At 42.2% G+C, this 12,359-nt stretch carries 10 protein-coding genes; 1 reads left to right on the forward strand and 9 read right to left on the reverse strand.

Annotated elements, in window-relative coordinates:
• Nucleotides 1-222: 222 nt before the first annotated feature.
• From BLP33_RS14715 to BLP33_RS14730, 4 genes are all read right to left on the reverse strand, one after another.
• Nucleotides 223-1,458, reverse strand: a complete 1,236-nt coding sequence (locus BLP33_RS14715; protein WP_090529912.1) for a PepSY-associated TM helix domain-containing protein — start codon at nt 1,456-1,458, stop codon at nt 223-225.
• Nucleotides 1,459-1,514: 56 nt separating this feature from the next.
• Entirely contained in the window at nt 1,515-3,974 is a 2,460-nt protein-coding gene (locus tag BLP33_RS14720; RefSeq protein ID WP_090529915.1) for a TonB-dependent receptor, read from the reverse strand.
• Between the two features lie 142 nt (nt 3,975-4,116).
• Nucleotides 4,117-4,542 (reverse strand): hypothetical protein, encoded by a 426-nt coding sequence (locus BLP33_RS14725; protein ID WP_090529918.1) that lies wholly within the window; start codon nt 4,540-4,542, stop codon nt 4,117-4,119.
• 98 nt (nt 4,543-4,640) lie between these two features.
• On the reverse strand, nt 4,641-6,512 hold the full coding sequence (locus BLP33_RS14730; protein ID WP_090529921.1) for a CocE/NonD family hydrolase: 1,872 nt from the start codon (nt 6,510-6,512) through the stop codon (nt 4,641-4,643).
• A 390-nt stretch (nt 6,513-6,902) separates the two neighbouring features.
• On the opposite strand from BLP33_RS14730, the gene BLP33_RS14735 reads away from it, so the two are divergent.
• Nucleotides 6,903-8,132 carry an endo-beta-N-acetylglucosaminidase H gene (locus BLP33_RS14735; RefSeq protein WP_090531271.1) on the forward strand — a complete coding sequence of 410 codons (1,230 nt, stop codon included), beginning with the start codon at nt 6,903-6,905 and terminating at the stop codon, nt 8,130-8,132.
• 39 nt (nt 8,133-8,171) lie between these two features.
• On the opposite strand, the gene BLP33_RS14740 is transcribed toward BLP33_RS14735, so the two are convergent.
• From BLP33_RS14740 to BLP33_RS14755, 5 genes are all read right to left on the reverse strand, one after another.
• Complete coding sequence (locus tag BLP33_RS14740) at nt 8,172-8,393, reverse strand: GNAT family N-acetyltransferase (RefSeq protein WP_090529924.1); 222 nt, start codon at nt 8,391-8,393, stop codon at nt 8,172-8,174.
• Nucleotides 8,290-8,628: a GNAT family N-acetyltransferase gene (locus tag BLP33_RS27860; protein WP_139159999.1), complete on the reverse strand. Its 339-nt coding sequence runs from the start codon at nt 8,626-8,628 to the stop codon at nt 8,290-8,292. Before BLP33_RS27860 ends, BLP33_RS14740 begins: the two co-directional genes overlap by 104 nt.
• A 69-nt stretch (nt 8,629-8,697) precedes the next feature.
• Nucleotides 8,698-10,413 (reverse strand): GMC oxidoreductase, encoded by a 1,716-nt coding sequence (locus tag BLP33_RS14745; RefSeq protein ID WP_090529927.1) that lies wholly within the window; start codon nt 10,411-10,413, stop codon nt 8,698-8,700.
• Nucleotides 10,414-10,550: 137 nt separating this feature from the next.
• Nucleotides 10,551-11,741 carry a phosphoglycerate kinase gene (pgk, locus tag BLP33_RS14750; protein WP_090531276.1) on the reverse strand — a complete coding sequence of 397 codons (1,191 nt, stop codon included), beginning with the start codon at nt 11,739-11,741 and terminating at the stop codon, nt 10,551-10,553.
• A gap of 101 nt (nt 11,742-11,842) precedes the next feature.
• Nucleotides 11,843-12,277, reverse strand: a complete 435-nt coding sequence (locus tag BLP33_RS14755; protein WP_090529930.1) for a GNAT family N-acetyltransferase — start codon at nt 12,275-12,277, stop codon at nt 11,843-11,845.
• Nucleotides 12,278-12,359: the final 82 nt, after the last annotated feature.

Genomic DNA, 12,359 nt, shown 5'->3' on the forward strand with positions numbered 1-12,359 from the left:
TGGGAGCCCTTACCGGCCTTATTGGATCGGGGTTGGAGCCGGTGAGATGAATAGTAAGTTTTGATACCACATCCGTGATTGCAAGGTACGAAGCAATCATCGACTTAAACGGCGAACCTGTAGGGCCCTTTCCGTCACGTCACCGCTTCGTACGCTATAATAATATTGTAAAAACGAGATTTCCTTTATAAGCCCGAATGATAAATCCCTTGTGATATTGTATTATACCGTTGCCTCAGCAGATACCACTCTCATTCTGCCACGAACTGGTTTTTCCTTCTTTTTACGAATCCGGTTTAACCACATCATAACCCCGGTTACCGGGAAGATCAGCGAAATAAGTGTAATAAGAAAAGCTAAAACCTGGGTAGGCCAGCCATAAATGGAACCTGTATGGATTGGTTTAATTACCGCTCTGATACGCTGCCCGAGACTTTTATCAGCATACAAAACAACTCCGGCAAGCTTGCCGCTGTACTGATCGATATAATAAGTATCAGTGGCCAGTTCAACAGAACCCTTTTTTAACACGTTAAAAGTGTAAACTGCTGCTGTATCGCGCGGATAACGGATAGTGTAATTTTCGACATCTGTTATTTTGTTGCCTAATGCGCTAACAGCAGCATCTGGCGAGATGGCGGTAATGCCCGGCTGATAAACCGAAAGCGGGGCTTTGAGATCTTCTTTACCAGCAATTTTTGAGTTAGTAACAAAAAACAAGGTATTATTTGCCCACTTAAAGGTCATTACCAGGCCCGAAGCACAAATAATGATCAAAAATATAGAAGTATAAAAACCAGTAACAATATGCAGGTCATGTGTAAGACGTTTGCCGCTGCCGCTCCATTTTATTTTAAGGCGCTGCTTCATGATGACCTTGGTTTTGGGCCACCAAAGTATTACACCGGTTATTAATATCATCAGAAAAAACAAAGTTGAGAGACTGATCACCCAATCGCCCAGGCTATTTTTACCACCTAATAAATAGCGGTGAAACATCTCTACCGAATACAGGAACGTTTGCCTGCGATTAAACTGATCAACTATTTGCCCGGTATAGGGATTTACAAAAACAGTAAGATTTGATCGTTCGGCGTCTTTTGGCTTCGCATCTTTTTTTCCATGAACTCCGGCATGCTTTTCTGTTTTAGGCGCATCCGCGGGTTTCTTACCTTTTTTTTCGGGCACAATAAGCCCAACCTCTACCGCACGCGCAGGATCATCATAAACTATAACCATTGCCAGCTTTGATTTAGGGATCTGTTTTAATACCCCTGCTGTTAAATCAGCCAGCGGCAACCTCTTTTCCCGCGGCTTTACGAAATACCGCTGAGGATGAAGCGCCTGCTGAATTTCTTTTTCAAAAACCAGCATCGTGCCTGTTAAACACGAACAGAAAATAATCACCCCGGCTGCCAGGCTTAAATAAAGGTGTATGGTGCGGAAAAATGCTTTCATGAGTTTTTATAAGCATAAAAACCGGACATGTTCCCATGCCCGGTCAAATTCAATTATTAAAATCGATAACTCAATGTAGTTAAGAACTGCCTTGGCGGTATAGGGTTAATACTATAGTTTTCATGCACATTGTAATTAAGCACGTTGCCAATATTAGAGATCTTACCAATGATGGAAATTTTTTTATAAGTATAACCCACCGAAGCATCAACCGTTGTAAAGCCCGGCACATTAACTAATCTTGATATAGTTTGGGCTTGACCAACTGTATTGGCATTACCCGCAACACGATCGCCCAGGTAATAAACAGACGCGCCTACTTTGAATCCTTTTAAATCGCCATTGTAAAAGGTATAAAATACACTTGTATTGGCGGTGTGTTTTGGTGTATTCAACAAAGGCTGGCCGGCTATGTTACTGCCCAGCGCGGTTCCTGTTTTAGTATATTTGGCATTGGTATAGCTATAGCCCGCCAATACATCCAAGCCCTTTACCGGGTGACCGGCGATATCAAGTTCCACCCCATCGCTTTTGGTTTCACCGCTCAGCACTTTGATGTTGGTATTGGTGTTGTCTTTCCCATCGGGACCGAAAGGTGCAGTTTGGGCCAGGTTATTATTTTTAATACGGTATGCTGTTACATTTACCGATAGGTTGCCATTCAGGAAATCATTTTTAACACCAAACTCATACTGGTCAACTATCGACGGATCAAGCGGAGCGCCATTAATATCAGACCCCGTATTCGTAATGAAAGAATTGGAATAGCTTGCAAACAAGGCAGTATTTGCTATTGGTTTATAAACGATCCCAACACGCGGCGAAAACGCTTTATCTTCTTTCCCGGCAGCTGGTTTGGCTGGGGCAATAGGGCTGTAATTGGTAACTGTCGTAGGCGCTACATACTGGTATGACCAACGGATTCCCGCAAGCACCTTAACTTTTTCAGATAAACTGATCAAATCGTTAGCATAAGCGCCAAAACGATTGGTAGCCGTTAAAATGCTATAAAACGGGTTCATCTGCGGTTTATCGGTACGGAGGATATACTTATTAAGGTCAAAAATGTTGATGGTATCATAAACCGCTTTTTGCTTAGTATTTGTTTGGTCAAGATAAGTCGAAACCCCATCTACGGTGGTAACGTAGGTATAAGCATTATTGCGGTACCAATCGGCATCAACACCGACCAAAATATTGTGTTTTATAGCACCTGTGTTAAATTGTCCGGTAATATTGAACTGGCCGGTATAATAATCTTCAAGCGTTTTAGCCCGGTTCAGCGTGCGGCCCCAGTCACCATTGGGGTTAGGCAATACACGTTCGGTGGTTTGGTATTGGCGGTTAAAGTGCTGGTATGAAAAACCGCCGCTTAACTGCCAAAGGCTATTAAGCTGATGGTTAATGGTTGCCGTTGCGGTAGTTTGTTTGGTATTACCGGTTGACCATGATGCACCCAAATACCGATTACGAGGAGCGTTGGCAATAACGTTATTGATTTGCCCGGTTCCGAAATCGGGGGTAAAATCGTAGTTAAGATAATCACCTTCAACAATTAAAGTCGTTTTATCACTTATTTTGTACAGGAATGAAGGATTGACGTATTCTTTTTCTGATTTTACATTATCGCGAAAGCTTTTGGCATTTTCATAGGTACCATTTACGCGATATGCTAATTTGGAAGATATAGGGCCGTAAACGTCAAACGACGGGCGGTAAAGATCATAGCTGCCGTAGGTCATCGACACCTGGCCGCCCTGCGTAAATAAAGGTTTTTTGGTTACCATATTCAGGATGCCGCCGGGCGCAACGTTACCGTATAACAATGCAGCACTGCCTTTCAATATTTCAACACGCTCCAGTGAACTGATTTCCGGCACAACGCCCGAGTTAACCCTGAACCCGTTTTTAAAAATGTTATTGCTTCCAAAATTATAACCACGGGCGCCAAATGTTTCCTGGGTATTGCCCCTTCCACTGTACAGGTACACGCCATTTACGTTTTTGATAACATCGCTTAAACGCAATGACTGCTGCTGATCAAGCACATCGCGGCCTATTACAGTAACGCTTTGCGGCAAGTCCATTGGCGATACGTTCATTTTGCCGATGCTTAACTTTTTACGGTTGATGGTTTTTGTTGAAGAAACTACCACCTCATCTAACTGGGCCGAGCTTTCATTAAGTTTAAAGGATACTTCGGTTGTTTTATTTGCGAAAACTGTTACAGTTTGCTCTTCGGTTTTTGTACCAACATATGAAGTAACCAGGGTGTAGGTGCCCGGTTTAACGTTATTGAAAGCGAATGATCCGTTATCGGTTGTGGTGGTACTTTTATTTAATCCTTTAATGGCAACATTTACAAATGAAGCCGGCTTATCGTCGCTGGTTTTAACAACACCGGTTATTTTGCCGTTATTGCCTTCGTCATCAGCTTTAAGGATCGAGATATTTACAAACAGGAATAAAATTAAAAAGGGGATTGTGCGCAGGTAATAGTAAAGATTATTCGTCATTCTATTTAGATTAAGTCTAATTAAGCGCAAAAGTATAAAAAGACTTTTTATCTGCAAGTTTTATTTATAATTAGTTTAAATAAGCGCAAGCATAAAGGCCGCAATTTTCACTTGCAGCCTTTTATCGTAGGAAAAAAATGTATTAATTAAGCACTATAGTAGCCGGACCGGATACTTTAGCTATATGGCAATTACATCCACCCGAAATTTTAAACAGCGCGGTTTGGGTGGCACCTGTTTGGATATTGGTTACAGTAAGCTCCACGTCATCGCCTTCGGTCGAGAACTCATTTTTATTATTATCTGTAGCGATGGTATACAAATGCGGGCCTACAGTTGTTGAAGGAGGCCCCGGGTTTCCTTTAGCTATTACGGTTTGTTTGGTACGTAGATTTACAACCTTTACATCTTTTCCAAATGCCATTTGACCATCCTTATCAACAAAATTTACATATAGCGATGCGAAGTTCAGCGTGCAGGCCTGGCTTGGACAGCCGGTTTGCTGATTATGTTTTTTACAGCCCAATAAGACTGAAGCTATCATAAAAAGGATGATATATTTATACATGGCTATAGGTTTAATTAATAACCTTTACGACATTATGGTATAAAATGCGACAGCCCCATGTAAATACATGAGGCTGTCGTACTTGCATTGCAAGTATTTTATTCCATAACCCTAACCTTTAAGTAACTTGGGTTTGTTTTGGATGTATAAACTTTATGTGTAGCCTTTTTAAAATCGGTATCTTTTGCCTTCATAATATCCTGAAACTGCTGTGTGTTCCTATCAATAAGCGGGAACCAGGTACTTTGTATCTGAACCATCATGCGGTGCCCTTTTTTGAAGGTGTGCAGCACATCCTGTAATTCAAAATTTACCGGCGTTACTTTTCCAGGCACAAAAGGTTCGGGCTTATCAAAACCGTTGCGGAACTTGCCGCGCATGGCCTCGCTGCGTACCATTTGCTGGTAGCCACTCAGGTACACCTCCTTGCCAGCCCATTTGGTATTTTTGGTAGAGTCGGGATAAACATCAATCACTTTAACCACCCAATCAGCATCTGTGCCAGTAGTTGATACTTTAAGATTGGTCCAGATATTACCTGCGATGGTTACATCCTTATCTAAAATATCAGTTTCGTAAGTAAGCACATCCGGACGTTGCGATGCAAAACGCTGATCGGCGGTCATGTATTCGCGCTTCATATCCATATCAATACTATTGATGAAAGGCACCGGTTTGTTAGGGTCGGATATAAACTCATCAAAAGTATTTGCAACTGCTACAGGGGCTGCGAAAGACAACTTGCCACCGGGAAGCAGGTATAGATTTTTTTCTGTAGCTTCTTTTGGAGGCCAGGTGTTATAGGTTTTCCACTGATTAACACCGGTTTCAAACGTTGATACCGGCTTCAGGTCAAAGTCAGCAGTACCTTTTAAATAGTGGCTAAAAAAGGCGAACTCAATTTTTTCACGGTAGAAAGGGCCTGTAGGGCCGCCGAACCCCACATCGCCCAGGTGATCCCCGTCACCTCGTGCCCAGCCCCCGTGCACCCAAGGGCCCATGGTAAAGTAAACCGGGGTTTTAGGATTTTCTTTAACCAGCGTTTTATAGGTATTGATAGCTCCGTATAAATCTTCGGCATCGTACCAGCCGCCGGTTACCAGTACCGCTGTTTTTATATCATGCAAATGATAAAGCACATTACGGTCTTTCCAATGCTGATCGTAGTTAGGGTGATCAAGCATTTCGTTCCATAAACGGATAGTATCCTTATAGTATTTAGTGTTTGAATTTTTTACCGATCCCATCTTCAGGAAAAAGTCATATCCATCTTCGGTGCCTGCATCAAAACCTTTGCCGCGATGCTGGGTTGGTTTATCATCCTGTCTGTTGGTAAAGCCCGGATAAAAACCAAAGTTTGCTACCAGCATAAAGGCACCGTTATGAAATGCGTCATCGCGATACAGGTCGGCAATTGGAGCCTGCGGCGATGCGGCTACCAGGGCCGGGTGACGGCTTAATAAAGCTGTTGTGGTATAAAAGCCCGGATATGAAATACCCCACACACCAACCTTGCCATTGTTATTGGGGATGTTTTTCAGTAACCAGTCGATAGTATCGTAAGTATCCGTGCCTTCATCAACATCTTTATTGGTTTTATGATCTTCCTTTTCGGGGGTCATTTCTTCGTAAATACCTTCACTCATCCAACGGCCACGTACATCCTGGTAAACAAAGATGTACCCATCGTGAGCGAATAATGATGATGGCCCAAGGCTGCCTTTATACAGTTCCGTACCATAGGGCGCTACGCTATATGGGGTCCTGTCCATCATGAAAGGATATTTTTTTGACTGGTCCTTAGGTACATATACCGAGGTAAACAGTTTTTTACCATCCCTCATTGGGATCTGGTATTCATATTTCTGGTAATTGGCTTTAATATAATCAGCATCGGGCGCTTTGGGCTGCGCATACAGGCCTGATGCCGAAAGCAAAAGGCAGAAAATGAAAAGTAAATTTTTCTTCATAAAATTTTTGTCAGTCAATCAAATGTAGCCGAATAAAATAAAAAGGACAACTAACCATACGGCAATTTACAAAAAGCCTCTTTTTTGTTACAGAACAAAGGTTTTTGTTATAGTTAAAATTAAGTGTAATAAGCACCTTTATTAACCATAATAATATTTTTATAAAATAATAATTAAAACCTGTAGGCAATTATACACGTTTAATGGTCTATTACTTTGAACCAAATAATACCGGAGCGAGGACCTAAACGCCCGGTAACCTAAAATATTTAAACAGTTTTTTTAAGAGATAGTGACTATCCCCCGGCTATGCCATGGGCCGGCTTTATGCAAACCAGTTATGCTAAAACAATTTATCTTTTTATAAACAATTTAACAAACACACCAATTATGAGAACAAACTTTAATCTACCACTTACAAAAACACTAACCGCCTTATTCGGCGCAGTTGTACTCCTCACATCCGCCTGTAAAAAAGAAAAAGCGGCACTGCCTACTGATACCGGCAATACTCCGTCAAAGTTAAGCACCAATGCCATAGGCGTGGCCGGGCCTAAGGGTGTTTGCTATGTGGAGGTAAATAATAATGATATCCGCAATGTGGGTAATTATACCCTTTCAACCGGGGAGCAGCTTTTTGATATTGCTATTATATTTGCGGCCAACATCAACTATGACACCGGCACGCAAAAAGCAGTGCTGTACTTTAACCCGCAAGTAACCAACGTACTCAACAATAAAGCCACTTATATTCAAAGCCTGCAGGCTAAAGGTATTAAGGTATTGTTATCTATTTTGGGCAATCACCAGGGCGCGGGGATCTCTAATTTTCCATCTCAGGCTGCCGCAAATGATTTTGCTCAGCAATTAAGCAACGCCGTTACCACTTACGGCCTGGACGGTATTGACTTTGACGATGAATATGCCGACTATGGCACCAATGGTACCGGTCAGCCAAACGACAGCTCATTTGTTTACCTTGTTACTGCCTTACGTAACCTGATGCCTACCAAAATAATTTCGTTTTACTTTTATGGCCCGGCTGCGTCACGGCTGAGCTACAATGGTGTAACGGTAGGCTCAAAAGTTAACTATAGCTGGAACGCTATTTATGGCACTTATTCTGTTCCAAATGTTCCGGGGTTAACCGCAGCCAACCTTGGCCCGGCCGCTATTGATATTCAAAGTACCAGTTCATCAACAGCAGCATCACTGGCAACCCAAACTGTAAATAACAATTATGGCATCTATCTGTATTACAATTTGCCTAATAGCGACGTACATACTTACCTTTCGAGTGTATCAAACGCGTTATACGGCAAATCTACAGTATATACGGGAACCAGTACTACGGGGGTAACTTTTTACCAGGACATCAATTACGGAGGCACAGTTACCAGCGCCATACCTAAGGGCACTTATACCCTGGCACAACTGCAGGCTTATGGCTTTGTAGATAACTGGGCTTCATCGGTAAAAATCCCAACCGGCTGGACAGTGACCATGTATGCAAACGATAACTCTACGGGCACATCATGGACACGGACATCGAACACATCTAATTTTACTACCCTATCACCAAATGCAAACGACGTGGTGACTTCGGTTAAAATTCAATAAAACAAACGGGGCGGGATATTCTTGATGTCCCGCCCGCTCTTATTCATTCTTCATTAAAAAATAATCACCTAAAGCATCACTGCCTTCTTCCATAATTTCCCAACCCAATGCTTGATAAAACTGAAACGCCGCTTCATTTTTAACAAGACACTTTAACCTAAGCGGAGAGGGATAATTTTGAGCAGCCAAAGCCAACAGGGCTTTTCCGATGCCTTTTCCTCTGTAATGCAATGTGCACATATAAATGATGAACAAAAGCATCAGGAGGCCATACAGCTATAAACCCAACAATCTCATTATCAAAGGTTGCTACCCATATATCCTCATCGTGCGTATGAGCATCAAAATCATTTAATGTAAACAAATTGCTGTCCATCCAATGAAATGCCTGTATGCGACAAAGCAGGTAGATTTCCCTAAGCTTATCACGATCTGCTTTATTAATTGGATGGATAAGTACGTTAGTTGATTTCAACACAGTTACGATACGATTCATTAATCGTTTGACTTTGCGGTTGCAAACAGTTCCTTTAAATTATCATTTTCGAAACCAATCGAAGCAAAATCATATATTGTTTTTCCGCAATTCATCTGCCGCGTAATTTGCTGCCCTTGCAGTTAGTGCCATGAAAGTTAAAGATGGGTTTTGAGTACCGGTAGATGTCATACAAGCCCCATCGGTTACAAATACATTGGGGCATGCATGCAATTGGTTCCATTTATTTAGCAATGAGTTTTTAGGATCGGTTCCCATCCTCACTCCTCCCACCTCGTGGATATCTAAACCAGGCGCCTGCTTGCTATCGTTAGGGACGATGTTTTTACATCCCGCCTTATTAAGCATCTCGGCACCCTGCTGCAAAAAATCGTTCAGGGATTTTACATCGTTATCATCATAATCTACAGAAACGGATAATAATGGTATTCCCCATTCATCTGTTCGGTCTTTACTCAGGCTCACCTTGTTTTCGGCCTTGGGGATGGTTTCGCCCTGCATCATCATATATACATTCCAGTTGCCTGGTTCAGAGATATTTTCCTTATAGTTAGCCCCAATCTGATCGCCATCAACAGCATGCCCCCAACTGCTCCTTGTAGCACTATAAAACGTCATATACCCTCTTAAAAAGTCGGTTTCCTGTTTATAAACGTTTCTAAAATTTGGCATCATCACCGCAGCCGGCCTCCGGCCATAGTAATAGGTATCCAGGTAACCATCAATGGTTGCCGTTAACGATCCGCGATAATTATGAAAAGCAATATACCTGCCAAGCAAATCATTATCGTTTCCTAAACCGTTTGGAAACCTGCCTGATTTTGAATTGAGTAAAATAAGGTTAGAGTTTAACGTAGCTGCGTTTACAAAAATAATACGGGCATAATATTCGGTAACCGATTTAGTGTGTGCATCTATTACCCTAACGCCTGTCGCCTTTCCTTTTTGTTCGTCGTAAATAATTGAATGTACTACGGCATCGGGCCGGAGGGTAAGATTACCCGTTTTGGCCGCCCACGGCAAGGTTGATGAATTAGAGCTAAAGTAACCCCCAAACGGACAACCGCGCTCACATAAACTCCTGGCCTGGCATTGCCCCCGGCCCTGTTGTAAATGAACTGGTTGCGGTTTGGTTAAATGCGCGCACCTGCCAATAACAACATGCCTGTCATGGTATGCATCCATTATTCTTTTTTGAATCTGCTTTTCAACCACATTCATTTCCCATGGCGGTAAAAACTCGCCATCCGGCAGCGTTTCCAATCCATCCTTGTTACCGGCAATGCCGGCAAATAACTCTACATGACTATACCATGGTGCAATATCGTTGTAACTTATAGGCCATGCTGTAGCAAAGCCATCTCTTGCCGGGCCCTCAAAATCAAACTTGCTCCAGCGCTGGGTTTGCCTGGCCCACAGCAATGATTTCCCTCCCACCTGGTACCCGCGAATCCAGTCGAACGGCTTTTCCTGAACATACGGGTGTTCTTTATCTTTAACAAAAAAATGAGTTGTAGCCTCGCTAAATGCGTAACACTTTTCAGCTATCGGATTTTCATTTTTTATAGCTTCAGGTAAATGCCCGCGATGAGGGAAATCCCAGGGATTTTTAGTAGCTGTTGGATAGTCCCTCAAATGTGTAACATTCCGGCCACGTTCCAGTACCAATGTTTTCAGCCCTTTTTCGCACATCTCTTTGGCAGCCCATCCGCCGCTGATACCCGATCCAATCACAATGGCGTCAAACGTGTGTTGAGCCTCTCCTCCCGAATTAATGTTGATCATATTTCATAATTGGCTTAAACAACAATGCAAAACTCAATTTGAAGTTAAGATAATTATCAGGGAATAAATTGACCGGCAACGGTTTTAAACAAAAAAAGCTCCATCACCGGAGCTTTTTTTGTTTGTTTTAGTTCTTATTAGTCGTTGATTGCTTTTACACCTGGCAATTCTTTACCTTCCATATATTCAAGCAAAGCACCACCACCGGTTGATACGTAGCTTACCTCATCGGTCATGCCAAATTTAGCTACAGCCGCAGCAGAGTCGCCACCACCAATCAGCGAGAAAGCTCCGTTTTCTGTCGCTTTAGCTACAGCTTCAGCAATTGCTTTGGTTCCGCCTAAAAATTTCTCCATTTCAAATACGCCCATCGGCCCGTTCCATAAAATGGTTTTTGATTCTTCAACTACTTTGCTGAATAAAGCAACAGTTTCAGGGCCAATATCAAGGCCCATCCAGTTGTCTTTTATTTCACCGGTTTTGGCAACATCAGTGTTAGCATCATTTGAAAATGCATCGGCAATGATGTTATCTAAAGGCAATAACAGGTTTACACCTTTTTCTTTAGCTTTTTGTCTTAGGCTGATTGCCAGATCAAGCTTGTCCATCTCAACCAGTGAGGTACCAATGTTACCACCATCAGCTTTAGCAAATGTATAAGCCATACCACCACCAATAATCAGGTTATCTACTTTTTCCAGCAGTTTTTCGATAAGCTCAATTTTATCCGATACTTTTGAACCTCCCATAATAGCTGTGAAAGGCTTTGGTGCGTTATTCAGGATCTTTTCGGCGTTGTTTAATTCGGCTGCCATCAGGTAACCAAAATATTTGGCATCAGGAAAAAACTGAGCGATGATAGCAGTTGAAGCGTGCGCGCGGTGAGCGGTACCAAAAGCATCGTTCACGTATACATCACCTAATTTCGAAAGCTTTTCTGCAAAGGCAACATCACCTTTTTCTTCTTCTTTATAAAAACGCAGGTTCTCTAATAATAAAACCTCGCCGTTACCAAGCGCTTTTGCTTTTTCAACAGCTTGCTCACCAATGCAATCATCAGCAAACTGAACCTGCTGACCAAGCAGATCAGACAAATGAGATACGATATGTTTTAATGAATATTTTTCTGTAGGACCATCTTTCGGCCTGCCAAGGTGCGACATCAGGATAACTTTGCCACCATCTTTCAATATTTTTTTTATGGTTGGCAAAGCTGCCGTCATACGGTTATCGTCGGTAATATTGTAATTCTCGTCAAGAGGCACGTTAAAATCAACCCTGATGAGGGCTTTTTTACCTGCAAAACTAATTTGATCTACTGTTTTCATATCTATTAAAGGGTCATTTGTTATGAACGGGCGCAAATTGGGCATTTTAATTCAAAATACTGAACGAAAAACGAAAAAAGCTGTTTTAATCGGCCAAAATTTCATCTTATTTTAACATACATTACATAATGAGGACCAATGCCCAGCACCTCAAATTCGGTCGAAACGACCTCAAAACCAAGGCTGTTATAAAAGTGCACTGCTTTTTTACGGGCATTGCACCACAAGTAATCTGCCATTTGGCCGCGCAGGTATACCAAAGCAAAGTTAACCAACTGATTGCCGAAGCCCTGCCCTCTATATTTTTCGATAGTGGCCATACCCCTGAGCTGGTATCCTGTACCGTTAAATTCGCCATAACTTTGCGGGTGAAACGAAGCAATACAAGCCAGTTCATCATTAACAAAATAGCCAAGGTGAAAATTGCCTTCATTATCATCTGACGGGAAACGGCATTCGTCAAGAGTGAGCTTGCCTTCGCGCAGTACCTCATTACGCACATGTAGCAGTCCATCAACTTTTATAAACCTGATCATGCAGCAAAATTGAAAAAATTCATGGAACAGGAAATTTTAATTCCATTAAATTAAAGCAGCAACGCTTATTTCGCGTATACCG

The organism is Mucilaginibacter sp. NFR10 (assembly GCF_900100445.1).
Lineage (GTDB): Bacteria > Bacteroidota > Bacteroidia > Sphingobacteriales > Sphingobacteriaceae > Mucilaginibacter > Mucilaginibacter rubeus.

Coding starts and splice junctions, on each gene's coding strand:
- BLP33_RS14735 (WP_090531271.1), top strand. CDS start 6,903: ATGAGAACAAACTTTAATCTACCACTTACAAAAACACTAACCGCCTTA.
- BLP33_RS14720 (WP_090529915.1), bottom strand. CDS start 3,974: ATGACGAATAATCTTTACTATTACCTGCGCACAATCCCCTTTTTAATT.
- BLP33_RS14745 (WP_090529927.1), bottom strand. CDS start 10,413: ATGATCAACATTAATTCGGGAGGAGAGGCTCAACACACGTTTGACGCC.
- BLP33_RS14725 (WP_090529918.1), bottom strand. CDS start 4,542: ATGTATAAATATATCATCCTTTTTATGATAGCTTCAGTCTTATTGGGC.
- BLP33_RS27860 (WP_139159999.1), bottom strand. CDS start 8,628: ATGAATCGTATCGTAACTGTGTTGAAATCAACTAACGTACTTATCCAT.
- BLP33_RS14755 (WP_090529930.1), bottom strand. CDS start 12,277: ATGATCAGGTTTATAAAAGTTGATGGACTGCTACATGTGCGTAATGAG.
- BLP33_RS14715 (WP_090529912.1), bottom strand. CDS start 1,458: ATGAAAGCATTTTTCCGCACCATACACCTTTATTTAAGCCTGGCAGCC.
- pgk (WP_090531276.1), bottom strand. CDS start 11,741: ATGAAAACAGTAGATCAAATTAGTTTTGCAGGTAAAAAAGCCCTCATC.
- BLP33_RS14740 (WP_090529924.1), bottom strand. CDS start 8,393: ATGCTTTTGTTCATCATTTATATGTGCACATTGCATTACAGAGGAAAA.
- BLP33_RS14730 (WP_090529921.1), bottom strand. CDS start 6,512: ATGAAGAAAAATTTACTTTTCATTTTCTGCCTTTTGCTTTCGGCATCA.